Source organism: Cryobacterium sp. TMT2-18-2, assembly GCF_004402245.1.
In the GTDB taxonomy this organism is placed as follows: domain Bacteria; phylum Actinomycetota; class Actinomycetes; order Actinomycetales; family Microbacteriaceae; genus Cryobacterium; species Cryobacterium sandaracinum.
Genome location: NZ_SOFU01000019.1, coordinates 12,048 through 36,049, shown reverse-complemented (window position 1 = coordinate 36,049; position 24,002 = coordinate 12,048). Strand labels below are relative to the sequence as shown.

Genomic DNA, 24,002 nt, shown 5'->3' with positions numbered 1-24,002 from the left:
CCTCCCGCACGATTCCCTGAGCCACTCGAACTGACCGGCCCGAACCCGAATGACGGCCTCACTCGCGACAAACCCACGTCGCGAGTTGTTGTCCTGCCGTTTTCAGAATTTCCACAGCTTTCGCTCAGCTACCCCCCAGACGGGGAGCCCCTTCTCTGGGGAGTAGTGAGGTTTTCTCGGCGAACGTAACTTGTGGTCATTCGCTCGGCCGCCCTGGCCGGCCCACACAGAACGGACAACCCGAGATGAAGTTCTACACCAAGATCCAGGCCCTCATCAACAGCATGCGCACCGACGAAGAGGGCGCCACCGCGGTGGAGTACGGCCTGATGGTCTCGCTCATCGCCGTCGTCATCATCGGCGCGGTCGGAGCCATCGGCATCGCCCTACGCGCAATGTTCGTTGGTGTCGAAGGCAACCTCTAACCGATGCAAGCCCGGCGCCTAATCGTCGCCGAACCCCCTGCGCCGGCGGCGGCTCGCCATGGCGAGCCGCCGCCCGCACTCACCCCCCCCCCGACTTTCACCCGCAACGCCAGGCCTACCCGAAGGGGCCATTTCATGATTTTCAGGCGCACCGTCACAAGCGAGCGCGGAGCGGCCGCCGTCGAGTTCGCGCTCGTCCTTCCCCTGCTCCTCCTGCTCGTACTCGGAGTGATCGAGTTCAGCCGGGTCTACAACGTGCAGATCTCTCTGAGCAATGCGGCCCGTGAGGGTGCCCGGACGATGGCCATCCACAACGACCCCGCGCGGGCCAAGACGGCCGCCAGCCTGGCTGCTCCGTCGGTCAACCCCGCGCTCACCACGGGTGACATCACCGTCAGGCCGGCCGATTGCGCCGCCGGATCGGCCGTGACCGTCACCATCGACTACGAGGTAGACCTGCTCACCGGGTACTTCGGTGTGACGCTGCCTCTCACCGGTAAAGGAGTCATGCAATGCGGAGGATAACTGCACGTCTGGGCAATGAGCGCGGCGCGAGTGCCGTCCTGGTGGCGGTACTGCTGGTGCCGCTCCTTGGGTTCGCGGCAATCGCCGTGGACGTCGGTGCCCTGTACGTCGAACGCGGCCAGCTCCAGAACGGAGCGGATGCCGCAGCGCTCGCCATCGCCCAGGGCTGCGCCACGGACGGCGTCTGCACCGGCTCCGCGGCCACAGCCGCCGCCTTCGCCGACGCTAATGCCAACGACGGGGCCGCCAACGTTCTCACCCCCACCTTCCCGACCAGCAACAGCGTGCTCGTCACCTCGAGCACTCGGGTGGCCGACACCAATGCGGATGCCATCAGCCACCCGTTCGCCCGGTTCATCGGCATCGATTCGACGACCGTGCACGCTGCCGCCACCGCCGAGTGGGGCCCGCCGCGGGAGAGCATGATCGTCTTGCCGCTCGCCATCTCGCTGTGTGAATTCCAGCCGGCCCTGGACGGAACCCTCGTGCTCCTTCGCTACGACCAGAACCCGGCGTGCACGACCCCGGACGGCCGCCCCATTCCCGGTGGATTCGGCTGGCTCGACCGGGTGGAGGACGAGTGCGAGGCCGCCATCGACCTGACCGTGGCGCGCGCTCCGAGCGAGCCGGGCAACTCGTTCCCTGGTATCTGTGACGACACGCTGACCGATCTCGAAGGCCAGACAATCCTGGTGCCCATTTTCGACCGGGCCTACAACCCGAGCGGAAACGAAGTGACCAGTGGCCAGGCGGCGTCGTATCACCTCTACGCGTTCGCTGCCTTCACCATCACCGGGTGGAAGTTCTCCGGCGGCCCGGCACTGACCAACACCGATCCCGCCGCCCCGAGGTGCGCCGGCAATTGCCGTGGAATTCAGGGGTACTTCGATCGTTGGGTGTCCGTTGACGCGGCAGGCGCGGCTATCGGTGGCCCCGACCTCGGCGTAGACCTCGTCAGACTTTCAAACTAGGAGATCTCATGAAAACTCGACTCATTGGCGCGATCCTCGCGATCGTCCTGGCCGTTGTTGGCACCGTCGTGCTTACCGGCTACGTGAACAGTGCTGACGCGCGAGCGGCCAACGGGGCTGAGTTCGTGGAGGTTTACCTGGTAGCGGCTGAGATCCCAGCCGGCACCGAGGCGAGTGCGATCAGCGACCTCATCACTGCGAAGCAGATTCCGACCGTCGCCGCCGTTCCCGGACGCGTGGCGAAGCTGAGCGACCTGAAGGGCCTGGTGGCAGACACCGCACTCATGCCCGGCGAGCAGCTGCTCGAGTCGCGCTGGGTGACGCCCGCCGAGCGGGCAGCCAGCGGAGACGTTGCCCTGCCGGAGGGGATGCAGGCGGTCAGCATCGCGCTTCCCGTCGAACAGGTGGTCGGCGGCACTGTCAAGCCGGGCGACACCGTCGGTGTCGTGATTTCCGCGACGATCAAGGGCACTGACGGCGCCGAGGACACGCCGATCAGCCGCCAGGTCTTCCACAAGGTGCTTGTCACCGCGGTACGAGAGGGAAACAAGACTCCTCCTGCCGAGGGAGCGGACGCGGCAGCCGAGCCGTTCGACACGGTCATGGTCACCCTGGCTCGGTCGACCGCAGACATTCAGAAGCTAGTCTGGGGCCAGGAATTCGGCAGCGTCTGGCTCACCATCGAGCCGAAGACGGCTGACGAAACGGGTTCAGCGGTCATCGGTGGCAGCACGGTGTTCGAATGAGCCGCCCCCGACTGAGCCCCTGGCGTGACGGGGTGCTGGGGTCGGTAGCGCAGACGGCCGTTGACGTCGAAACCGGCGACCAGGACCAGGACGAAACCCCGGGCGAGATTGGGCGGGCGGATGTCACCGCCCTCGACGCCTGGCCGGCCGTCGATGAGCAGTGGGAACCCCCCACCGTCGACCCGCCCACAATCGAGGTGACTCCCCAACCGGAGGTCATCCCGCACCAGATCATCGCGGTGGCAGCAGCCAAGGGCGGTGTCGGCAAGACAACCGTCGCGACCAACCTGGCCGTGGGCCTCGCCCGGCAGGCTCCGCTGTCGGTGGTGCTCGTCGATGCCGATGTGCAGTTCGGGGACGTGGCCATGGCCCTGTCGCTGACTCCCGTGCGAGCACTGCCGGATGTTGTCACCGCTTCCGCGGCGGGCGACGCCCTGGTGCTCAAGGCCTATCTCACTCCGCATCCGGACGGCTACTACGTCGTGTGCGGCGCGGAGTCGCCGGCCGACGGGGACCGGGTCACCGGCGAGCAGCTCGGTCACCTCATTCGCCAACTCGCCGGAATCTTCCGGTTCGTGATCATCGACACGGCGCCTGGCCTGGGCGAGCACGCCCTGGCCGCCCTCGAGGCCGCCACCGACGCCGTGTTCCTCTGCGACATGTCCGTGCCGGGCGCACGCGGCCTGCGCAAGGAGCTCGCAGTTCTCGCCTCCATCGGCATCCTGCCGCCGGCCCGTCATGTCGTGCTGAACTTCGCCGACCGGGTGAGCGGGCTGAGCGTGAAGGACGTCGAGGCAACGATCGGTGTGCCGGTGGACGTCGCCGTTCCCCGGTCGAGCCTGGTGACGCTGTCCACGAATCGAGGCATTCCGCTTCTCCAGAACAGAAAGAAAAATCCCGCGTCGGCTGCCCTGACAGAGCTGGTGCGCCGATTCGACCCCAGCGCGTCACTTAAACGCGGTCGCTTGCATCGAAGGGTGGTTGTCGCATGAAACTGACCGACCGAGTGGAGGCGGCACGCCGCGATGGTCCACTGCACAAGCTCGACAAGAAGGCTGGCAACGGCAACGTCTCTGCATCGAGGGCGGTGACGGACGTTGCCCTTCAACCCTCCACCGAGGCCACAGCTGCACCGGAGGCAGAGACTCCCGACGCGGAACCCGCGCCCATCCCGGCGCCGCCGGTAGACCCGCTGGCAGAACTCAAGGAGCGGGCGGCGCAGGAACTCTTCGGCCGTATCGGCACGCGCCTGAACGACCCGAGCCTGAGTGAGGAACAGCTGCACTCGTATGCCAGGGCCGAACTCGGCAGCATCGTCGCCGCCGAACAGGTTCCGCTCAGCCCGGAGGAGCGAAGCCGGCTGATCGCCGAGATCGGCGCCGACGTGCTGGGGTACGGCCCGCTGGAGGCTTTGCTCGCCGACGTCGGCGTGACCGAGATCATGGTCAACGGGCACGAGCAGATCTTCGTCGAGCGGGAGGGCCTTCTCACTCGCAGCGCTGCCCGCTTCACCAGCGAGGCCCAGCTGCGCCGGGTGATCGAACGCATCGTCTCGAAGGTGGGGCGCCGCATCGACGAGTCGTCGCCGCTGGTCGACGCGCGCCTCGCCGACGGCTCGCGGGTGAACGCGATCATCCCGCCGCTCGCGGTCGACGGCTCCTCGCTCACGATCCGCAAGTTCGCGCGCGAACCCTTCACCGTGAACGACCTCGTCGGCTTCGGAACGCTGAGCGCCGAGATGGCCCAGGTGCTGGATGCCTGCGTGAAGGCCAAGCTCAACATCATCGTGTCCGGCGGCACCGGAACCGGGAAGACGACGCTGCTCAACGTGCTCTCCGCCTACATCCCGTCCAATGAGCGCATCATCACCATCGAGGATGCGGTGGAGCTGCAACTGCAGCAGGACCACGTCATCCGGCTGGAATCCCGGCCGGCCAACATCGAGGGCAAAGGCGAGGTCACCATTCGTGACCTGGTGCGCAACTCTCTCCGGATGCGGCCGGACCGAATCGTGATAGGCGAGTGTCGTGGTGGCGAGAGCCTGGACATGCTGCAGGCGATGAACACCGGGCACGAGGGTTCGATCTCGACAGTGCACTCGAACTCGCCGCGCGACGCGATCGCCCGGCTCGAAACCCTCGTGCTGATGGCCGGAATGGACCTGCCGCTGCGCGCGATCCGAGAGCAGATCTCGTCGGCGATCGATGTGATCGTCCAGATCACCAGGCTCAAGGACGGCACCCGCCGCGTCACGCACGTGACGGAGGTGCAGGGCATGGAGGGTGACATCGTCACGCTGCAGGACGCCTTCGTCTTCGACTACAGTGCCGGCGTCGACGAGGCCGGACGACTGCTCGGCCACGCGGTGGCGACCGGAGTACGGCCCCGGTTCGCCGACAAATTCCGGGACCTTGGCATTCCGTTGTCCCCGAGCGTGTTCCAGGCCAACCTCGTCACCCGGAGCCAGCGATGAACGAGTTAGCTCTCTACGGAGGCATCGCCGCCGCGCTGATCGCCCTGTTCGTGATCGTCTTCCTGGTGATCGCACCGCCACGGCCCCGGGTGCCGCTGGAGCGCCGTCGAGCGCCGGGCGCGGTGGACACATCGACCCTCACCCGGGTGACCGACCGCACGGTCGAGGCCATCGAGGGGGCGATCCTTCGTCGCGGCCGCGCGCCGTTTACCGCGGAGGAACTGGAACAGGCCAGCATCCGGATGCAGCCGTCCGGCTTCGTGCTCATGGTGCTCTCGACGTCGACCGTGCTGGCCTTGACCGGCCTGCTCCTGGGGAACGGCACCTTCTGGGCGATACCGCTCCTGGTGACCTTCGCGGCGCTCGGCCCGATCGGCGCGAAGGTGCTCCTTCAGGTGCGTGCCGGCCAACGCCGGGCGAAGTTCGCGGAACAGCTCGACGAAACCTTGGCGCTTCTGGCCGGCGGCCTGCGGGCCGGTCACAGCCTGCTGCGGGCGGTGGACGCGGCCTCCCAGGAGACGCCGTCGCCGTCGGCGGATGAGCTGGCCCGGGTCGTGAATGAGACCCGCATCGGCCGGGACCTCGGAGATGCCCTCGACAACACCGCCACCCGGATGCGGAGCGAGGACTTCCAGTGGGTGGCGCAGGCGATCGCCATCAACCGTGAGGTCGGTGGCAACCTGTCCGAGGTGCTCGACCGGGTGGGTCACACCATCCGGGAACGCAACGAGATCCGTCGCCAGGTGAAGTCACTCGCCGCCGAGGGCAAGATGTCAGCCTGGGTGCTGATCCTCCTGCCGATCGGGGTGTTCACGTTTCTGCTGCTGACGCAGCCGAACTACTTTGCCGGCTTCTTCGGCAGCATCTGGGGCATCGCCGCCCTGGTCGTTGCCGCCATCCTGCTCGTCGCCGGCTCATTGTGGATGATGGCCGTCGTCAAGGTGAAGTTCTAGGAGAATCCGATGCCCTCACTCATTGCAATCCTCGCCTCTCTCGCCGTCGCCGGCGGGTTCGCGGTCCTGGTCGGCATCCTCGTCGGGGGCCGCGCCGGCAAGCCGGTCACTGACCTCGGGGATGCAGGTCTCAACCTCGTCGGGACGACCACAGCGCCCGTCAAACGCGGCCGAACGATGCGCGAACTGGCCCCCCGAGGGTACCTCGGGATGCTCGACCGCAGGCTGGCGCTCGCGGGTCGGCCTCCGGCCTGGACCATCGACAAGATCCTCATCGCCAAGCCACTCGCGGGCACCGCCGGTGCGCTCCTCGCGCTCCTGTGGATCAGCGCAGACCCGGCGCCGACGCGATTCGTGCTCGGCGCTCTGCTCGTGCTGCTGTGCTTCTTCGTGCCCGACCTTCTCCTGATCAGCCGCGGGCAGGAGCGACAAGAGAAGATCCAGAACGCCCTGGCCGACACCCTTGACCAGATGACGATCGCCGTGGAGGCCGGTCTGGGCTTCGAAGCGGCGATGGCCAAGGCGGCGACGAACGGCAAGGGGCCGCTCGCGGAGGAATTCATCCGCACCCTGCAGGACATGAGCATCGGCCGCACCCGAACGCACGCCTATCAGGCGCTCGGCGACCGCACCTCGTCATCGGACCTGCGTCGGTTCACCCGGTCGGTCATCCAGGCCGACACCTACGGCATCGCGATCGCGGACGTGCTCCGGGTGCAGGCCGGGGAAATGCGCCTGCGCCGCCGTCAGCGCGCCGAAGAGAAGGCGATGAAGATCCCGGTCAAGGTGCTCTTCCCGCTCATCTTCTGCATTCTGCCGGTGCTGTTCATTGTGCTGCTCACCCCAGCCGTGCTGAGCATGATCGAGGCGTTCGCCTAGCGGAAGTTGACGAACTGCAGGGCCACGTCGAGGTCCTTGCCCTTGAGTAGGGACATGGTGGCCTGCAAGTCGTCGCGGCTCTTCGAGCTGACCCGCAGCTCGTCGCCCTGGATCTGGCTCTTGACGCCCTTGGGGCCCTCGTCGCGGATGATCTTGTTGATCTTCTTCGCATTTTCCTGGTCGATCCCTGCCTTCATCGAGGCCTCGATCCGGAACTCCTTGCCCGAGGCGAAGGGATCACCAGCGTCCAGGCTGCGCAGGGAGATGCCGCGCTTGATCAGCTTGGATTCGAAGACCTCGAGGATGGCCTTGACGCGCTCCTCGGAGTTGGCCTTCATGAGCACCTTCTCGCCGCTCATCTCGATCGAGGCGCCGACATTCTTGAAGTCGTAGCGCTGGGCGACCTCTTTGTGGGCCTGGTTGAGGGCGTTGTCGACCTCCATCGGGTCGACCTTGCTGACGATGTCGAACGTTGAGTCTGCCATGCCTGCAATAGTACCCAGTGGGTGGCTATTCGCCCGGCCGGGCGGTGCTGGAGCGCACGAGGAGTTCGAACGGCATCGGGGTGTTCAGGGACGAGAGCTGGTTCTGGCCGGGGCGCAGCCGGTCCAGCAGGATCTCGACGGCCTTCTCGCCCTGCCCCTGCGGGAATTGGGCGATCGTGGTGAGGCCGAAGAAGTCCGCGAGTTCGTGGTCATCGATTCCGATCACAGACACGTCCCGTGGCACGACGAGGCCGAGGTCCCGTGCCGCAAGGATGACTCCGATCGCCATCTCGTCTGAGCCGGCGAATACGGCGCTCGGCCGACCGCGCGGGTTGCCAAGAAGTTGTATGGCCGCTTGGTAGCCGCTTTTCATCGTGAAGTCCGCAGGCCTGAACAATTCGGCAGCCGGAGTGATTCCAGCTGCCGTCAGGGCTAACTCATAGCCGACCCGGCGGTTGGTGGGAAGATGGAAGTCCCGGTCGACGTCCTCATTTCCGCCGATGTGTGCGATCCGTGTGTGGCCCAGGGAGAGGAGATGTTCCGTGGCGAGCCTGGCCACGGCAACATCATCGATCGTGAGCGTGCGAACACCCTCGATCGGGCCGCCGACGCCGACCAGCGGCTTGTCGAGTGCGTGCAGGGTGGCAACTTCGGTCGTGGTCAGTTCGAGCGAAATCGCGATGACAGCATCCACTCTCTGACGCAGCAGGAAATGGTTGAACACGATGCGGCGCTCGCCTCCGCCGCCGGTCAGGCTGAACAGGGTGAGGTCATAGCCGTTTTTCAAGAGGGATTTCTGAGCACCCTCGACAACGCTGGAGAAGAACCAGCGGTCAAGGAACGGAACGACGACACCGATGTTCTTCATCCGTCCGGAGGCGAGACTCGATGCCGTGGAGGAGACGACGTAGCCGAGTTCCCCGGCGGATGCTTCGACCTTTAACCGGGTGGCAGGGGATACATGGCCGTTGCCGCTGAGTGCGCGCGAAACAGTGGCGGTAGAGACGCCCGCGTGGCGGGCGACGTCATCGATGCCTACCATGAGGTTCCTATCGGGAATGAAGTTGAGTCATCTCCGATCATATCCACCGTCCGATAGGTACTGGACGTGCCGATTTCTCACTAGGGACCAAAACCTTGTACTCTGACTGAGCGTCTCCGGTCACGTGTTTTGCATATGGTCGGGTGCGTACTGGCAAGTTACCCAAGTGGCCAAAGGGATCTGACTGTAAATCAGCCGTCTTAGACTTCGGGGGTTCGAATCCCTCACTTGCCACTCTCTCTACCGCATCACCTAGCGTTGAGCCATGACCACACGCGCCTCAGCCGGATTGCTTCGCCTCGCCCAGGACACCGCGCTCGCCGCGGGGCAACTGGCTGCCCGGCGGAGAACTGTTGGGGTGCAGGTCGCCGCGTCGAAGTCCTCCCCGGAAGACGTCGTGACCCTGGCCGACCGGGAAACCGAGTCGCTGATTCGGGCTCTCCTGGCCGACGCCCGACCCGATGACGGTTTCTTCGGCGAGGAGTCGGCGGCCACCCGCGGCACATCCGGCCTGACCTGGGTCGTGGACCCGATCGACGGCACCGTCAACTACCTCTACGGTTTTCCGGCCTGGGCGGTCAGTATCGCCGTCGTCGAGGGTGACCCCGATCCGGCCACCTGGACCACGCTGGCGGGCGCCGTCTACAACCCGACCGGTGACGAGCTGTTCACCGCGGCAGCAGGTGACGGGGCGTGGCTGGGCGCCCGTCGGCTGCAGGTGCCGACGGACGTGCCTCTGTCGCTGGCGTTGCTGGGCACCGGTTTCTCCTATCGCGCGGCCGAACGAGAGCGGCAGGCGGACGTCGTGCGGGGCCTGATCGGCGAGGTGCGGGACATCCGCCGCATCGGGTCGGCCGCACTCGACCTGTGTTCGGTTGCCGCCGGGCGGCTGAACCTCTACTACGAGCGCGGGCTGAGCCCCTGGGACCACGCGGCCGGCGCGCTGGTGGCGCGCGAGGCCGGCGCTCGAGTCGGTGGCTTCGGAGCCGACCGCGAGGGTATGGGCCTGCTCATCGCCGGGGCTCCCGACCTTTATCGGGTCTGCCAGCCCCTTCTGGCCAAACTTTTCGATGACTTCATGGCCGACGCGGAAGCGTAGGCGACTGAACCGCTTCGAACGAGACGGATGCCGCGGAAACACCGGTGACCGACGTGCTCGGGGCGGCCCGGAGAGATCGCCGGAAACGGAGGCAGTGCCCCTTTTTCGGGTGTCATTCTGCGTCGAAGCGTAGGGATAACCGGCCTCCGGGCGGTAACCTGTATTGATTCGTTACTTTGGTTGAGGCCAAGACGACTATGTTGCTCCCGACCAATGCGCCGAAAGAACCGATCCTTTGCTCCCTCACTCCTCCAGCTCGGCTGCCTCGCTGCCGGGTGTGAGTGACCCCGCAACGAAGCCCCTCACGCGTCGCGAGCTGCGCGAGCGCGAGCGGATGTCCGTCCCAGTGCTGGACATTCCAGGCTCCGCGGACATCGACGCGCCGCCCGCCGCCGATCCCGCTGATGCCGGGCCGTTGACGCCGGACCTCGATCTTCTGGTCGCCGCGAGCCTCGCCGGACCCGAATTCGAGTCCGTGACAATTGCTGACTCGGACCGCCTGATCGCCGCGCCGGCCGCCGCCGACGCTCCGGTCTCCGACGTGGACCGGCTGCAGACGGTCGTCTCCGCCGTCACGACGTCCACGGAGATCCCCTTCCCCACCCGGGCGCAGCGCCGCGCGGAACAGCCCGCCTCCCGCCCCCGCCGCGCATCGGCCCGGGAGCGCCTGGCGCCCGCCGTTCACCCGGCCGCCGTCACAGCCCCGGCACCCTGGCCCCGCACCACCGCGACGGTCCCCGCCAATCGGGTGCGCAAGTTCGCCACGACGGGCGTCACGATGGTCGCCATGGCCTTCGTCGCCCTGATGGCCGTGGCCACCTCCCTGCCGGCCGAGGCGCTGCTGTCCTCTGCCGATGTGCAGGCCGCTGCCTACAACGCGAAGCTGAGCGCCCAGGGCGAACCTGCCCAGACGCTCTCCATGACCGGCGGAGCGGACACCATCTCGGTCGAGCGTGACGGCTACGAGTCGAAGACCATCGCCGAGGTCGCAGCGGCCAGCGGCATCCGGATGGAAGCGACCTTCACGAACAACCCGAACGGCACCGTGCAATGGCCCTTTTCGGTGGGCGTGCACATCGGTGACGAGTTCGGCTTCCGCGACTGTGCGGGCTGCTCCTCCAACCATGGTGGCCAGGACTTCAACCCGGGCCTCGGCGCACCGATCCAGTCGATCGCCGACGGCGTCGTGCGCTACGCCCAAGACGGCGAAGGCAGCCTCGGCGTGCACATGATCATCGACCACATGATCGACGGCGAGCTCGTCTCCAGCGTCTACGCGCACATGATCCACGGTTCGATGCTCTTCAAGACCGGCGACGTCGTCACGGTCGGCCAGGTCATCGGTCAGGTCGGCGACACCGGGATGTCCACCGGCCCGCACCTGCACTTCGAGATCCGCGTCGGCGGCAAGGACGGCACCAAGGTCAACCCCCTCGTCTGGCTGTACGCCAACACGAACTAGTTCGACCCCGACTCAGGCCCGCGGGAACTAGCCGGCCGCCTTGGCTTCGGCTTCGGTCTCGTCCTCGTCCTCAGGCTCGGTCACTGGCGCGGACTCGGCGGCCCGGGCGCGGCCGATGGCAGCGAGGAGGCCCTCGGGCAGTGCCAGCTGCGACAGCCCGGCGATCTCGAGCAGGTGGGTCTCTCCGCTGCCGTCGGGCTCCATGGCACGGACCTGGTCGTGCAGGCCCTCCATTTTCAGGTCGAGGCGATTGGCGGCATCCGCCGCCTGCTTGAGGTCGCCCACCAGATCCACCGGAACCGCCCCGTGGTACTTGTAATAGATCTTGTGCTCGAGGCTCGCCCAGAAGTCCATCGCGACCGTTCGGATCTGGATTTCGACCGTGACCTCGTCGACCCGGTCGGACAGGAAGACGGGGATGTCGACGATCAGGTGCAGGCTCTTGTAACCGTTCGGCTTCGGGGCGGCGATGTAGTCCTTGACCTCGAGCACCGTGACGTCGAGTTGGCTGGTGAGCATGTCGAGAATGCGGTACGTGTCCGAGATGAAGCTGCAGGTGATGCGGATGCCGGCAATGTCCTGGATCTGGGCGCGAATGTCGTCGAGGACGAGCGGGCAGCCCTTGCGGACGGCCTTCTTCAGGATCCCCTCGGGCGTCTTCAGCCGAGAGTTGACGTGCTCGATCGGGCTGTAGTCGTGGATGGAGGCGAACTCCTCCTTCAAGATGTTGATCTTCGTCATCATCTCGTCGGTCGCGAACTTGTACGCCAGCATGAATCGGGTGAGCTCTGTCGTGAGCTCGCGAAGTTCGGCGAGATCCCCGCGCGTCGGGGCCGCCTGGTCGGCTTCGGTTTCGGGGTCGGTGCCGGGTCCCGGTTCGGTTCCGTGTTCGGTTCCGCTGTCGATCCCCATGCCGGTCACTGCTACTCCTTCGATGCGCTCCCCGTTCAGGCGACGCCCTCCGATTGTCCCATGGCGGCGCTGCGGGGTCAGTGATCGCGTCGCCGGAGCACGCGGCGGCCGTCGCCTTCGAGCGCCGTTCCGCCCCGTGCCCCAAACGAATTAGACGGAAATTTTGCTCTACAACCGGGTTTTGAGCTCTAAACCGGTCGTTTGGGGAATGCCCGTCGAATTCGGTAGGGCAAAGGCTCGGAGGGCGGGGGCTAGGCGCGCAGCCAGACGGTGGTGTCGCCGGGGAGCGTGTTGCCGGGCAGCGGGCCGCTGGCGAGGAGCAGTTCGCCGGCAGGCAGAGGCACGGATGTCGCGCCCGTGTTCGCGACGACCGTCACCGCGCCATTGCGCAGCGCCACGATCTCGTCAGCGTGGCCGTCCAGCCACTCCACCGAGCCCAGCCCGAGGGCGTGCTCCCGGCGCAGGCCCAGGGCCAGCGTGTACATCTCGAGGGTGGAGCCGGCGACGCCGACCTGCGCGTCGCGGGCGAGGCCCGCCCACTCGTCCGGCTGCGGCAGCCAACTCTCGGCCGAGGGGCCGAAGCCGTAGGAGGGAGCGGCGGCTTCCCAGGGGAGCGGCACCCGGCATCCGTCACGGCCGTAGCGCTCTCCGTTGGTGCGAAACCAGGTGGGGTCTTCGCGGGCGGAGTCGGGCAGGTGGATGACCTCGGGCAGACCCAGTTCCTCGCCCTGGTAGAGGTAGCTGGAGCCGGGCAGCGCGAGCATGAGCGCCGAGGCGGCCCGGGCCCGGTGCAGGCCGATCACGTTGTCGGGCAGGTCGGGCGTCGTCGGCCCGATACCGTGGCCCTGCAGGTTCTCGTGGTTGAGCGCGAGCCGGGACGCGTGGCGCACGACGTCGTGGTTGGAGAGCACCCAGGTGCTCGGGGCACCAACCGCGCCGAACGCAGCGAGGGAATCGTCGATGACGCGGCGGAGGGCCGGGCCGGCCCAGGCCGTCTCGAGGTAGGCGAAGTTGAAGGCCTGGTGCATCTCGTCGGGGCGAACCCACTCGGCGACGTGGCTGAGCGGGTCGACCCAGGCCTCGGCAGCGAGGATACGGTCGCCTGGGTACTCGTCGAGGATGAGGCGCCAGTCGCGGTAGATATCGTGCACACCGTCCTGGGCCCAGTAGGGCGCGGTTTCGGGCCACTCGGTGATGATGCCTGGACCCTCCGTCGAGGCGCCGCCCATGCTGCCGCCCGCGACCGGAGGCGTGTAGTCGGGAAGACCGGCCGCTTTGATCATGCCGTGCGCGACGTCCACCCGAAAACCGTCCGCCCCGCGGTCGAGCCAGAACCGGAGCACATCACGGAATTGCGCCTTCACCCATTCGTTGTCCCAGTCGAAGTCGGGTTGGGTGGTGTCGAAGAGGTGCAGGTACCACTGGCCGGGAGTGCCGTCCGGGTTCGTGACGCGGGTCCAGGCATTGCCGCCGAAGACGGAATCCCAGTTGTTCGGGGGAAGGTCGCCGTTTTCGCCCTGGCCGTCACGGAAGATGTAATGCGCGCGCTCCTCACTGCCCTCGGCGGCGGCGAGGGCAGCTTCGAACCACGGATGCTCACTGGAGGAGTGGTTCGGCACGAGGTCCACGATCACGCGGATGCCCAGCTCGTGTGCCGTGTGCTGCAGGGTGTCGAAGTCAGCGAGCGTGCCGAAGAGCGGGTCGACATCGCAATAATCGGCCACGTCGTAACCAGCGTCGTTCTGCGGTGACGTGTAGAACGGCGAGAGCCAGATGGCGTCGATCCCGAGAGCCCGGAGGGCAGGGAGACGATTGGTGATGCCGGTCAGATCGCCCATCCCGTCACCGTTGGCGTCCGCAAAGGACCGAGGATAGATCTGATAGATAACTGCGGTTCGCCACCACTCTGAGCCTGTCATGAAAAGAAACCCTACGGCATTTTCATGATGATGGAAGCGCTTGCACGCCTGTGGGCTGCGCGCATCACCCGCCCGAGATATAGATCCGACTATTTCAGTTGTCAATGGTTCCGATACTTGCTATACATGTAAACGCTTGCATAAATCTTCAATGTCCTGAGAAAGGCACACCAATGATGGTGAACATGAAAGGTCTCGTCGCTGCCGGCGCAGTAGTGGTCGCAGCGTCCCTCGCATTGTCCGGATGCTCCGGCGGGGCCTCCCCGCAGGATGGCGACGGCGATAAAGCCGCCGCCAACACCTTGACGGTTTGGGTCGATGCCGACCGCGGCACGGTCCTCAAAGACGCGGCGGCGGCATTCACGAAGGAATCCGGCGTCAAGGTAAAGCTCATCCAGAAGGACTTCCCCAAGATCCAGGAAGAGTTCATTGCACAGGTTCCGACCGGCAAGGGCCCCGACATCACGATCGGCGCCCACGACTGGATCGGGAACCTCGTCTCGAACGGCGTGCTCAAGCCCGTCGAACTCGGTGATACGACCGCTGACTTCCAGCCGGTCGCCGTCACCGCGATGACCTTCGAGGGCAAGACCTACGGTGTCCCCTACTCGATCGAGAACATCGCCCTCCTCCGCAACACGGCCCTGGCGCCGACCGCGCCGGCGACGTACGCGGACATGGTCGCCGCCGGCACCGCCGCCGGCACTGAGTTCCCGTTCCTCGTGCCCGTTGGACCGGAATCGGACCCGTATCACCTGTACCCGTTCCAGACCTCGTTCGGCGCCCCCGTGTTCGGCACCAACTCCGACGGCAGCTATAACGCTGAAGACCTCTCGATCGGTAACGCCGGTGGTGAGGCCTACGCGGCCTGGCTCGCATCCGAAGGCGCCGCAGGGCACCTCAGCGTGAACATCACCAACGACATCGCCAAAGAGAAGTTCAACGCCGGCGCATCGCCGTTCTTCCTCTCCGGTCCGTGGAATGTCCCGGATGCCCAGATGGCCGGCATCGACGTCGCGATCGACCCGATCCCGACTGCCAGCGCCAACCCTGCCCAGCCGTTTGTCGGCGTGCAGGGCTTCTTCGTGAGTGCGAAGACCAAGAACGCTCTCGCTGCCAATGAATTCCTGGTGAACTACATCGGCTCCGAAGAGGTGCAGACGGCGCTCTACGAGGTCGGCGGGCGCCCGCCGGCGCTGACCAGCGCCTTCGAGGCAGCTGCCGCCGACCCGATCACCGCCGGTTTCGGTACGGTCGGAGCAACCGCCGTTCCGATGCCCAACATCCCGCAAATGGGCAAGGTCTGGCAGTTCTGGGGTGTAACCGAGGCCGCGATCATCGCGGGCGAGGGTGACCCGGCAGCGCTGTGGCAGAAGATGACTGGCGAAATCCAGGGCGCCATCGCGAAGTAACACCGTGTGCCCGGCTCCATCAGGGAGCCGGGCACAGCGTGCTCCCTCACCACACATCAGGCAAGGTTGCCGGCAGGCGCCAGAGATCGGACGAAGATGCCCACCCCACGAACAGGTCGCGATCGCACCGCGCGCGACAACTCGCTGGTCACCCAGTTGAGGCAATCCAAGCGGGCGGGACGAATTGCCGAGGCGGCGTCCGTCGGGATCAAGATTCTCCTGGTGAAAATTCTGCTCCTCGGTATTGTCGACGCGATCAGCGTCTACGCCCTCTTCGTGCTCTTCCTGAAGCAGGACTGGGTCGTCTTCGGACTCGTTCTGGCAGTCACTCTGATCGTCAACTGGATCTACTTCAGCAAAAACGCCCTGCCGGCCAAGTACCTCACCCCCGGCCTGATCTTCCTTGTGATCTTCCAAATCTTTGTTGTGGGCTATTCCGGCTACATCGCTTTCACGAACTACGGCACCGGGCACAACAGCACCAGGGAGGACGCGGTTTCATCACTCATCGCCTCCGCGCAGCAGCGAGTGCCGGACTCGGTCGCGTATGACATCACCGTGATCGAGCAACTGGGTGCCTACAGTCTCCTCGTCACCGACCCTGACGGCCGGATCAGCGTCGGCAGTGCCGACGCGCCCCTGCGTGAAGTCACCGATGCCGAGACGGATGCCGACGGCGTCGCCACCGCACTTCCCGGCTACACCTCGCTCAAGTTCAGCGACATCGCTGCCAATCAAGAGGTCATCGCGGCCCTCTCGGTGCCGCTCACCGACGACCCGAACGAGGGGGTGCTCCGCACCCCGGACGGCTCAAAGGCCTATCTCTACCTGTCCGATCTGGTCTACGACGAGGCCGCGAGAACGATGACGAACACCACGACGAACGTCGTCTACGCCGAGGACCGCACGGTCGGGGCGTTCGCCGCGGAGGACGGTACCGAACTGCGCCCCGGCTGGAAGGTCGAGGTCGGATTCGATAACTTTGCCCGTGCGTTCGGCACGGATTCCATTCGGGGGCCGCTGATCAACGTGACCCTGTGGACCTTCGCCTTCGCTTTCCTTTCTGTCGCCACCACGTTCGCGCTCGGGCTCTTCCTGGCGCTGGTCTTCAATGACCTGCGGATGCGCGGACGCAACGTCTACCGCGTCGTCTTGATTCTTCCCTACGCGTTCCCGGCATTCCTGTCCGCGCTGGTCTGGGCGGGGCTGCTCAACCCGCAGTTCGGCTTCGTCAACCAGGTGCTGTTCGGCGGGGCGGAAATACCCTGGCTCACAAACGAATGGCTGGCAAAATTCAGCATCATCTTCGTGAACCTGTGGCTCGGCTTCCCCTACATGTTCCTGGTCTGCACGGGTGCTCTTCAGTCGATTCCCGGCGAGTTGCAGGAGGCGGCAACGGTCGACGGGGCGCGGCCCTGGCAGGTGTTCCGGCTGATCAAGCTGCCGCTGCTGCTCGTGTCGGTGGCCCCGCTGCTCATCTCGTCGTTCGCGTTCAACTTCAACAACTTCAACCTCATCTACATGCTCACCAATGGCGGGCCGAGAGACGTCACCGCGGGAGTGAATGTCGGTGCGACCGACATCCTCATCTCGATGGTCTACAAGGTCGCCTTCGTCGGTGCGAACCGCGACTACGGATTGGCGAGCGCGTTCTCCATCATCATTTTCCTGCTGGTCGCGATCGTGTCGATCATCAGCTTTAGGCAGACCAAGGCGCTAGAGGAGCTGAACTGACATGCAGGTCAACAATCGGGAGACAAGCGACCGCATCGTCGCGCGAAGGTCGTCATTCCAGTTCAAGCGCTGGTTCAAAGCAACGGGATGGCGCCACCTGATCGGCGTGTTCATGGCCGTGTTCTCGGCGTTCCCCCTCGTCTACGTGCTCTCGGCAGCGCTGCAACCCGGTGGCACCCTGATCACGGCAAATGGGCTCTTCAGCAAGGTGAGCCTCGACAGCTTTGTGACGCTCTTCAACCTGCCCCAACAGCCATACGCCGCCTGGTACGGCAATACCCTGATCATCGGAGTGATCACTTCGATCGGCACGGTGTTTTTGGGCGCCCTTGCGGCGTATTCCTTCTCCCGGATGCGTTTTTTCGGTCGCCGGGGGGGACTGCTCACGCTCGTACTGTTGCAGATGTTTCCCCAACTGTTGGCTGTCGTTGCGATATTCCTCCTGCTCAACGGCATCTCCGATATCTTCCCCGCGATCGGACTGGACTCGCAGGTCGGCCTGATCATGGTCTACCTCGGCGGGGCTCTTGGGGTGAACACCTACTTGATGTACGGATTTTTCAACACGATTCCCGCTTCGATCGATGAGGCCGCCAAGTTGGACGGTGCTGGGCACGCGCGCATCTTCTTCACGATCATCCTGCGACTGGTCGCACCCATTTTGGCCGTCGTCGGCCTCCTCTCCTTCATCGGCACGACGAACGAGTTCGTCATCGCGAGCATCGTGCTGATCAGTCCGGAGAATCAGACCCTCGCGGTGGGCCTGTACCAGTTCGTGTCTCAGAAATTTTCCACTAACTACTCGGTCTTCGCGGCCGGCGCCGTGCTCGCGGCCCTGCCCGTGATGGCCCTGTTCCTCTGGCTGCAGAAGTACATCGTCGGTGGCCTGACCGCCGGATCGGTGAAGTAGGGCGCGCATGCTTCCGCACCACGACGGGTCGGCCCTGTACGTCTCCGACCAGGCGCCGCGGCCGGGCGACACGGTCGGCGTGCGGGTGCGGGTGCCGGAGGCGTGGGGCGCCGTCGCATCCGTGCACGTGCGCTCGACACCCGACCGGGAACCGCGCTTCCACGAGGCCCGCCTGCTCGGCGCGGCGGAGGGCTGGCGGTGGTGGGAGGCCGAGGTCGAGATCCTGAACCCGGTCAACGGCTACCGGTTCCTGATCAACCGGGTCGACGGCGGGCACTGGTGGCTGAACGCCGCCGGAGCGCATTCCTTCGAGACCGTCGACGCGGAGGACTTCAAGCTGCTCAGCCATCCGGCACCGCCGGACTGGGCCGCGTCGACCGTGATGTACCAGATCTTCCCGGATCGTTTCGGGCGTTCCACGGCCGCCGCGCTGCGCGAGAAGCCGGCCTGGGCTGTGCCCGCGGCGTGGGGCGACCCGGTGGCGGCGGAGCAACCGGCCCGTTCGCACCAGTTCTACGGTGGGGACCTCGACGGCATCGTCCTGCACCTGGACCACCTCGAACGGCTTGGCGTCACCCTGCTCTACCTGACGCCCGTGTTCCCGGCCGGCTCGTGCCACCGCTACGACGCGCGGAGCTTCGACGTGGTCGACCCGGCACTGGGCGGCGATGCTGCCCTCGTGCGGCTGGTCGAGGCTGCCCACGAGCGGGGCTTCAAGGTGATCGGCGACCTCACGTCGAACCACTCCGGCAACCGGCACGAGTGGTTCCGGGCGGCGCACCGCACCCCGGATGCCGTCGAGAGCTCCTTCTACTACTGGCTCGACGACCGGCACGAGGACTACGCGTCCTGGCTCGACGTGCCCAGCCTGCCGAAGTTCAACTGGTCCTCGATCGAGCTGCGCCGCCGGTTCATCGAGGGGCCGCAGTCGGTGGTGGCGAAGTGGCTGCGGGCCCCGTACCACCTTGACGGCTGGCGCATCGATGTGGCGAACATGACCGGCCGCCTGCAGGGGGAGGACCTGAACGCCCTGGTGCGGCAGACCATCCGTCGCACCATGATCGCGGAGAACCCCGACACCATCCTGCTCGGCGAATCGACCAATGATGCGTCGGACGACTTCCAGGGTGACGGCTGGCACGGCGCGATGACCTATACGACCTTCACCCGACCGGTGTGGAGCTGGCTCTCGAAACCGCACAGCCCCTCGACGTTCTTCGGGCTGCCCTACGGCACCATCCCGCTGACCGACGGGCGGGCGTTCGTGGACGCTCACCTCCGGTTCACGGCCGGCTACCCCTGGCGCACTCGCCTGGCCACCATGAACGCTCTCGACACGCACGACACTCCAAGGTTCCGCACCCATGCGATCGACGGGGGAGTGGCCGTCGCCTTCGGGCTGAGCGCGACCCTGCCGGGCATCCCGGTGGTCTTCGCCGGCGACGAATTCGGACTGGCCGGCGACGACGGCGAGGGCTCGCGCACGCCCATGCCGTGGGATACGGCGGGCGACTCCGAGGTGGCGGCCACCATCGACCTGTACGCCGCGCTGATCCGCTTGCGCACCGCCCACCCGGCCCTGAACGGCGGCGGGATGCGCTGGGTGCACGTGGGAGCGGATGTGCTCGTCTACGTGCGCGAGTGTGCGGAGGAGTCGGTGCTGTTGGTCGCGGCCCGCGCCGCGTGCGCGGTGACACTGCCGCTCGGGTCCGTGGCAGGGGAGCCGACCCGGCTCCTGGGCGACGCCGCCGTCAGCGTGGCGGGCGGACGAATCCGTCTGGAAACGGACGGGCCGAGCTTCACCGCGTGGGCGCTGCCGGGGGTTTCGGTGCCCGATTCCGCCCCACGGTCATCGAGCCGGCCGACTTGGTGATAATATTTACCGGTTGCCGAAATTTGGCTTGGTTTTCGTTCACACGGATGCTTCGCCCCCTTAGCTCATTGGTAGAGCACTTCCTTGGTAAGGAAGAGGTAGTGGGTCCGATTCCCACAGGGGGCTCTGGCTTGGAAGCTCTTGCAGCCGACAGGTCGTGGCGGGGTAGCTCAGTTGGTTAGAGCACACGGCTCATAATCGTGGTGTCGCGGGTTCAATTCCCGCTCCCGCTACACATAAAGGCCCTTTGACCAGGAATTCTACCGGTCACGGGGCCTTTCTTTTTGCCCGGATGCTGACCGACTCCGCTCTAGATCTGAAGTGCGGGCGAAACTCCGGTGCGCATACTCTCGCGGCCGGCGGGTGGTGGGTTGCTGTGCTTGCCCGAGTCGGACGCACACCCTCGTCGGCCCGAGACGCACGAGGCTCGGGTTGCACCTGCAACCGGGGCCTACTCGCTCGACGATCGCGCCCCTAACCCGAAGGGCACGACGCGAGCGACCCCCTAAAAGAGTTCAGTCAACGACTACATGATTAAGGGGACTACAGCTATGGGCGCATCGCACAATCGCGGCGAGGGTCCCGGTGGCTCGGAACTATCTTCTGAGGCCTACGAGAGGTTCTCCATCTACTTGGGCGTGGGGAAGGCGGACGAGGTCGCGAACGACGTGCGATCCGGTGAAATGTCAGCTGATGACGCTGAGGCATGGAGCAGGACCGTCCAGGAATCACATGAGAATTCCCGCCACAGGCCTGACATTGCGCCACAGGATTGGCAGGCGTTCGAGGAAGGGTGGCGCCCCGAGGGGCGGCAGGAAGAGCCCTGCCGGCTGAGGGGGGCTGAGATAGCGTGTCGCGGGACAAATGTTCTCAATGCCCGACCGCAGAGGCCGATGCCGCGAGGAAGTGCCGAGCGCACGAAAGCGCGCAGAGATGCTCGGCAGCATCTCCCGGTGGTGCGGGTCTCGCAGCTCGCGGGGGAGGTTCGGTCGCCGGTTCGCGCGGTGGGTCAGTTCCGGTTAATCCCGTGCCCGCGGCTGTCGAGGGCGAGCTTCCAGACGGACTCGCGCTGCAGGATCGTCTCGGACTTTGTCTTGGGGTCGAAAATCTCCAGGATGGAGTACTGGAAGCTGCCGATGATGCGCTGGAGTTCGTGGTGACTAAGCCTGACGTTCTGGTAGCCAGGGAACGTGCCGAGCTTGGTGTCCGGTGCGAGCTCATACACCTCGGGGTTGAGCTTGCTGTCCTGCAGCGTCCCGTACCACCGCAGGTACAGGTCTCTACCGACCGGCCTCTCCAGCTTGACGATGAGTCGTTTGATGTACTCCGAATACTGGTCAAGCAATTCCAGTTCGTAGCCAGGCCCGCCGATGATCTCCGGCACGATTGAGCGCACCTGGAAGAACCCGCCGAAGATGACGTACTGGGGTCCGTACGGGTAGTACTGGGCGAAGGTGAGCAGGAACTCGGCGCGGTCAAGGTTGTTGTTCTGGTGCCGCTCGCGGTGGCGGCTCATGTCAAGCCAGTCCTCGAGATCGTCGGCCATGAGCAGATCCCACGCTGAGGCACCTCCGACCCCTGCTCGGATGTTGAACTTCGCCTTGGTCAGGCTGGGTTGCGGGACCGGCATGAAACTCGTGAACCGAATCAACTCTGCGCCTTATGAACGACCTGCTGTGCTTCGAGGCTATCGTCGGTCCGGGGGTGCGTCGCACCTCGCAGCCGCGCTGACGAATCTGTTCGCTTGGACGAGCAGATTGAGGCCAAGGTGCGAGAAGCAAGCGTGTTGGACGGCCCCATCTGAGCCTGAGGTGTGTTCTGGCCGATCTCGACCGCGTCAGGTCAGGTAGCGCTTCGGCCCTGCCATGGGGAGCCTCCCTGTTCGGGGAGTCGGATGCCGCGGTTCGTTGGCAGCGGTGAGGTCAGTGGGTCCCGCTTAGATTGCCCCGGCGGGTCCCACTTGGGTTGACAAATCCAGAACTGATGATTGCACTGGCGATGAGCTGAATTGTCACCATGATGCGCGGGCTGGGCGAGCCGTTGGGGTGGGCTTGCTGCCGGCGGAACACGACAATAGATCCTGCGTGGAGGGTTGCCGCGCTGATCGTGAGTGCAACGCCGTGCGCGAGGCCGCCGATTTCGGCGTCGGTCTTACGGCAGGACGGTGATCCGTCCCTCCGTCGTCGCGTCGACGACGCCGAGCGACTTTGCGTGGGCCATGATCGCCTCCGCGTCGCTTGGCGCTCCCGAAGCTGGGACCAGCACTGATCCTCCCGAGAACCCGGCGACGCCGTCGCCGCCACCGACGACGTAGTTTGTTACCGCCACCGAGTATGTGGATGCGACGTCGATTGGTTCCCCGGCGACCCGGACGTCGCTTACGCGTGAGCCGACGGCAGCACTGGGGGAGTAGGAGTAGGAAATCCCCGACACCTGGGGGAAGCCGCCTCCCAGAATGTCCACGTGTCCAACGCCCTGCTCGAGTGCCGCGACGATCCCGGCCCCGGACGCCTGCACCACCATGACTTTGTTGTCGAAGGGTGCGATGGAGTACGCGTCCCGCGTGGTGAAGTCCGGCCCTGGTGCCTCTGCGCGCAGGCCACCACCATTCATCCACCCGATCTGGGTGCCGTGGTACGCGCGGAAGGCATCCGCAACCCAGTTGCCGAGAGCTGTTTCCTGGCGGCGGGCGGCGTTATCAGGGTTGAGCAGCGGGGTCTGGACAGTGGCGAGGACCGTGGAGAGGTTGGCCGCCATATCGGCCTCGTAGAACTTCTCGAGCTGGCGCAGAATCGGGTCCGGGGTGACCGTGTGGTCCACCTCGATCACGGACGGGGCGACGATGTACTCGCCGCCCTCTTTGGTGATGTCGAGCCGGATGAGCGAGCCGATGTTCCCCTCGGGCGCCATCAGAGGGACCCTGCCGGAGTAGGAGATGACGGACTCGTACTCAGCCATCTCCTCGCCGAAGATGGCATCGATCTCCGGTACGGCCTGCGCCAGCACCCGGTTGTCGTCCATCGAGTGCTGTGTCACTGCCACCACGACGTCCACCTTCTCTGTCGCTGTCATGTCGGCCACGGCGGCCCGTGCGGCTTCGACGGGATCGGTCTCGTCGAGCTGGTCGCTGGCCAAGGTCGTATCGATGGCGTCGGTCAGGCCGATGAAGCCCACTCGCACCTTGCCGATGCGCTGGACCTCCCACGTGCCTCCCGCCACGAACGGCTCGCCCTCAGCGTCGACCAGGTTGGAGGTGATCCACGGAAACTCCGACGCGGCAACGAGCTCGCGGGCGTTATCGATCCCGAAGTCGAAGTCGTGCTGGCCGAAGTTCGCGAGGTCTACGCCGATCTTGTTGAAGGCGTCGACCATCGGGAACCCCTTGTAAAGCCCGCCGAAGAGCGTGCCTCCGGCCAGGTCGCCGCCGAAGACGACGGATGTCGCTGGGTTGTCCTCACGCACCGTGTCGATCGCAGTGGAGAGACGGGCGACACCGCCGCGGTCCTGTCCGCCGGAGAGTACTGCGCCGATCTCGTGGGCGTCGTTGAAATACAGCAGGGTCGCGGAATTCGACGCGCGCGCGTTGTCGGCATCGGCGGCCTGATCGGGCGGGGCGGCCTGGGCCTGGGCCGGTGCAGTCGCCGCCAGTACTATCGCAAGGGCCGCAATGGACAGGAGCCGGATCAGGGGGCGAGGCAAGGTGTGGTCCCTTCGAAGTCGGAGCGTGCGTACCCGACCAAGGTCCCCGCAGGGTGTGAACGTGACCTGTCCTGCCAAGGTCATTTCAACGTCCTACTGAATAACAACTGACTTCACACTTTCCAGCGCGGCGGCTTCCAAAATAGCGGCAGATTCGTGGTCCCGAGCACGACAGGCGAGCTGTTAAGTGTCTTCGACGCGACCGGCGACAACGCCGTCGACTGGCAGCCCTCCTACAGTGTTGCCCCCACGAACCGGGCGCCAAGCGTGCGGGAGTGGATCCACGACGAAACAGTCACGCGCGACGTGGACTTGGCGTCGTGGGTGTCTATTTTCGAAGTCGTCTGCACAAATGTTCGTACTCGCCTGCACAGCAGCGAAAAAGCGAAAGCGGCCGTTCGGCTGCCCAGCAAGCAGCCCAAACTGTCCGAGGCTCAGGAGAAGCAAGCACCTGGTCGACGTGTCCCAGGGGGTGAGGCCCAC

Annotated in this window: 20 protein-coding genes and 3 tRNA genes; 17 read left to right on the top strand and 6 right to left on the bottom strand. The window is 65.6% G+C overall.

The features are described 5' to 3' along the window. The first annotated feature begins 245 nt into the window (after positions 1-245). From E3O22_RS06235 to E3O22_RS06200, 8 genes are all read left to right on the top strand, one after another. Positions 246-425, top strand: coding sequence for a Flp family type IVb pilin (locus E3O22_RS06235; RefSeq protein WP_134396056.1), 180 nt, complete (start codon positions 246-248; stop codon positions 423-425). A gap of 135 nt (positions 426-560) precedes the next feature. Further along, positions 561-950: a TadE/TadG family type IV pilus assembly protein gene (locus E3O22_RS06230; protein WP_134396055.1), complete on the top strand. Its 390-nt coding sequence runs from the start codon at positions 561-563 to the stop codon at positions 948-950. Beyond that, positions 938-1,921, top strand: coding sequence for a pilus assembly protein TadG-related protein (locus E3O22_RS06225; RefSeq protein ID WP_134396054.1), 984 nt, complete (start codon positions 938-940; stop codon positions 1,919-1,921). The genes E3O22_RS06230 and E3O22_RS06225 overlap by 13 nt, the downstream gene beginning before the upstream one ends. An 8-nt stretch (positions 1,922-1,929) precedes the next feature. After that, positions 1,930-2,667 carry a Flp pilus assembly protein CpaB gene (gene cpaB / locus E3O22_RS06220; protein ID WP_134396053.1) on the top strand — a complete coding sequence of 246 codons (738 nt, stop codon included), beginning with the start codon at positions 1,930-1,932 and terminating at the stop codon, positions 2,665-2,667. Next, the gene (locus E3O22_RS06215) at positions 2,664-3,659 is read left to right on the top strand and encodes an AAA family ATPase (RefSeq protein ID WP_134396052.1); all 996 of its coding nucleotides are present in this window, start codon (positions 2,664-2,666) and stop codon (positions 3,657-3,659) included. Before cpaB ends, E3O22_RS06215 begins: the two co-directional genes overlap by 4 nt. Beyond that, a complete protein-coding gene (locus E3O22_RS06210) occupies positions 3,656-5,140 on the top strand; it encodes a CpaF family protein (protein WP_134396051.1) in 1,485 nt (494 codons plus the stop codon). The genes E3O22_RS06215 and E3O22_RS06210 overlap by 4 nt, the downstream gene beginning before the upstream one ends. Next, positions 5,137-6,093, top strand: a complete 957-nt coding sequence (locus E3O22_RS06205) for a type II secretion system F family protein (RefSeq protein ID WP_134396050.1) — start codon at positions 5,137-5,139, stop codon at positions 6,091-6,093. The genes E3O22_RS06210 and E3O22_RS06205 overlap by 4 nt, the downstream gene beginning before the upstream one ends. A 9-nt stretch (positions 6,094-6,102) precedes the next feature. Further along, positions 6,103-6,972: a type II secretion system F family protein gene (locus tag E3O22_RS06200; protein WP_134396049.1), complete on the top strand. Its 870-nt coding sequence runs from the start codon at positions 6,103-6,105 to the stop codon at positions 6,970-6,972. Here E3O22_RS06200 and E3O22_RS06195 read toward each other — a convergent pair. Both E3O22_RS06195 and E3O22_RS06190 read right to left on the bottom strand, forming a co-directional pair. Beyond that, a complete protein-coding gene (locus E3O22_RS06195; protein WP_134363544.1) occupies positions 6,969-7,457 on the bottom strand; it encodes a YajQ family cyclic di-GMP-binding protein in 489 nt (162 codons plus the stop codon). The two genes, E3O22_RS06200 and E3O22_RS06195, sit on opposite strands and share 4 nt — an antisense overlap. Before the next feature lie 25 nt (positions 7,458-7,482). Further along, positions 7,483-8,499: a LacI family DNA-binding transcriptional regulator gene (locus E3O22_RS06190; protein ID WP_134396048.1), complete on the bottom strand. Its 1,017-nt coding sequence runs from the start codon at positions 8,497-8,499 to the stop codon at positions 7,483-7,485. Positions 8,500-8,651: 152 nt separating this feature from the next. Between E3O22_RS06190 and E3O22_RS06185 the strand changes: the two genes are divergently transcribed. From E3O22_RS06185 to E3O22_RS06175, 3 genes are all read left to right on the top strand, one after another. Next, positions 8,652-8,733 (top strand) — tRNA-Tyr (locus tag E3O22_RS06185). 31 nt (positions 8,734-8,764) lie between these two features. Continuing rightward, complete coding sequence (locus E3O22_RS06180; protein ID WP_134396047.1) at positions 8,765-9,598, top strand: inositol monophosphatase family protein; 834 nt, start codon at positions 8,765-8,767, stop codon at positions 9,596-9,598. Positions 9,599-9,875: 277 nt separating this feature from the next. Next, positions 9,876-11,060, top strand: a complete 1,185-nt coding sequence (locus E3O22_RS06175; protein ID WP_134396046.1) for a M23 family metallopeptidase — start codon at positions 9,876-9,878, stop codon at positions 11,058-11,060. 27 nt (positions 11,061-11,087) lie between these two features. Here the strand turns inward: E3O22_RS06175 and E3O22_RS06170 are convergent, their stop codons facing one another. After that, the gene (locus E3O22_RS06170; protein ID WP_134396069.1) at positions 11,088-11,972 is read right to left on the bottom strand and encodes a GTP pyrophosphokinase family protein; all 885 of its coding nucleotides are present in this window, start codon (positions 11,970-11,972) and stop codon (positions 11,088-11,090) included. Between the two features lie 251 nt (positions 11,973-12,223). Next, positions 12,224-13,891: an alpha-amylase family glycosyl hydrolase gene (locus E3O22_RS06165; RefSeq protein ID WP_134396045.1), complete on the bottom strand. Its 1,668-nt coding sequence runs from the start codon at positions 13,889-13,891 to the stop codon at positions 12,224-12,226. A gap of 173 nt (positions 13,892-14,064) precedes the next feature. Here E3O22_RS06165 and E3O22_RS06160 point away from each other — a divergent pair, with 173 nt between their 5' ends. The 6 genes from E3O22_RS06160 (at position 14,065) to E3O22_RS06135 (ending at position 20,053) form a co-directional block, all read left to right on the top strand. Next, positions 14,065-15,303, top strand: a complete 1,239-nt coding sequence (locus tag E3O22_RS06160) for a maltose ABC transporter substrate-binding protein (protein ID WP_134396044.1) — start codon at positions 14,065-14,067, stop codon at positions 15,301-15,303. Positions 15,304-15,399: 96 nt separating this feature from the next. Next, positions 15,400-17,037 (top strand): ABC transporter permease subunit, encoded by a 1,638-nt coding sequence (locus tag E3O22_RS06155; RefSeq protein ID WP_134396043.1) that lies wholly within the window; start codon positions 15,400-15,402, stop codon positions 17,035-17,037. A gap of 1 nt (position 17,038) precedes the next feature. Beyond that, a complete protein-coding gene (locus E3O22_RS06150; RefSeq protein ID WP_134396042.1) occupies positions 17,039-17,947 on the top strand; it encodes a sugar ABC transporter permease in 909 nt (302 codons plus the stop codon). 7 nt (positions 17,948-17,954) lie between these two features. After that, complete coding sequence (locus E3O22_RS06145) at positions 17,955-19,820, top strand: glycoside hydrolase family 13 protein (RefSeq protein ID WP_134396041.1); 1,866 nt, start codon at positions 17,955-17,957, stop codon at positions 19,818-19,820. Between the two features lie 54 nt (positions 19,821-19,874). Continuing rightward, a tRNA-Thr gene (locus E3O22_RS06140) sits at positions 19,875-19,946 on the top strand. Positions 19,947-19,979: 33 nt separating this feature from the next. Then, positions 19,980-20,053 (top strand) — tRNA-Met (locus tag E3O22_RS06135). A 776-nt stretch (positions 20,054-20,829) separates the two neighbouring features. Here E3O22_RS06135 and E3O22_RS06130 read toward each other — a convergent pair. Together E3O22_RS06130 and E3O22_RS06125 are read right to left on the bottom strand one after the other, a co-directional pair. After that, a complete protein-coding gene (locus E3O22_RS06130) occupies positions 20,830-21,366 on the bottom strand; it encodes a hypothetical protein (protein WP_198410576.1) in 537 nt (178 codons plus the stop codon). A 605-nt stretch (positions 21,367-21,971) separates the two neighbouring features. Next, positions 21,972-23,519, bottom strand: a complete 1,548-nt coding sequence (locus E3O22_RS06125) for a bifunctional UDP-sugar hydrolase/5'-nucleotidase (protein ID WP_134396039.1) — start codon at positions 23,517-23,519, stop codon at positions 21,972-21,974. Positions 23,520-24,002: the final 483 nt, after the last annotated feature.

Excerpts from the sequence above, each read along its gene's own strand:
- E3O22_RS06235 (WP_134396056.1), top strand. The coding sequence starts at position 246 with ATGAAGTTCTACACCAAGATCCAGGCCCTCATCAACAGCATGCGCACC.
- E3O22_RS06230 (WP_134396055.1), top strand. The coding sequence starts at position 561 with ATGATTTTCAGGCGCACCGTCACAAGCGAGCGCGGAGCGGCCGCCGTC.
- E3O22_RS06225 (WP_134396054.1), top strand. The coding sequence starts at position 938 with ATGCGGAGGATAACTGCACGTCTGGGCAATGAGCGCGGCGCGAGTGCC.
- cpaB (WP_134396053.1), top strand. The coding sequence starts at position 1,930 with ATGAAAACTCGACTCATTGGCGCGATCCTCGCGATCGTCCTGGCCGTT.
- E3O22_RS06215 (WP_134396052.1), top strand. The coding sequence starts at position 2,664 with ATGAGCCGCCCCCGACTGAGCCCCTGGCGTGACGGGGTGCTGGGGTCG.
- E3O22_RS06210 (WP_134396051.1), top strand. The coding sequence starts at position 3,656 with ATGAAACTGACCGACCGAGTGGAGGCGGCACGCCGCGATGGTCCACTG.
- E3O22_RS06205 (WP_134396050.1), top strand. The coding sequence starts at position 5,137 with ATGAACGAGTTAGCTCTCTACGGAGGCATCGCCGCCGCGCTGATCGCC.
- E3O22_RS06200 (WP_134396049.1), top strand. The coding sequence starts at position 6,103 with ATGCCCTCACTCATTGCAATCCTCGCCTCTCTCGCCGTCGCCGGCGGG.
- E3O22_RS06195 (WP_134363544.1), bottom strand. The coding sequence starts at position 7,457 with ATGGCAGACTCAACGTTCGACATCGTCAGCAAGGTCGACCCGATGGAG.
- E3O22_RS06190 (WP_134396048.1), bottom strand. The coding sequence starts at position 8,499 with ATGGTAGGCATCGATGACGTCGCCCGCCACGCGGGCGTCTCTACCGCC.
- E3O22_RS06180 (WP_134396047.1), top strand. The coding sequence starts at position 8,765 with ATGACCACACGCGCCTCAGCCGGATTGCTTCGCCTCGCCCAGGACACC.
- E3O22_RS06170 (WP_134396069.1), bottom strand. The coding sequence starts at position 11,972 with ATGGGGATCGACAGCGGAACCGAACACGGAACCGAACCGGGACCCGGC.
- E3O22_RS06165 (WP_134396045.1), bottom strand. The coding sequence starts at position 13,891 with ATGACAGGCTCAGAGTGGTGGCGAACCGCAGTTATCTATCAGATCTAT.
- E3O22_RS06160 (WP_134396044.1), top strand. The coding sequence starts at position 14,065 with ATGATGGTGAACATGAAAGGTCTCGTCGCTGCCGGCGCAGTAGTGGTC.
- E3O22_RS06155 (WP_134396043.1), top strand. The coding sequence starts at position 15,400 with ATGCCCACCCCACGAACAGGTCGCGATCGCACCGCGCGCGACAACTCG.
- E3O22_RS06150 (WP_134396042.1), top strand. The coding sequence starts at position 17,039 with ATGCAGGTCAACAATCGGGAGACAAGCGACCGCATCGTCGCGCGAAGG.
- E3O22_RS06145 (WP_134396041.1), top strand. The coding sequence starts at position 17,955 with ATGCTTCCGCACCACGACGGGTCGGCCCTGTACGTCTCCGACCAGGCG.
- E3O22_RS06130 (WP_198410576.1), bottom strand. The coding sequence starts at position 21,366 with ATGGCCGACGATCTCGAGGACTGGCTTGACATGAGCCGCCACCGCGAG.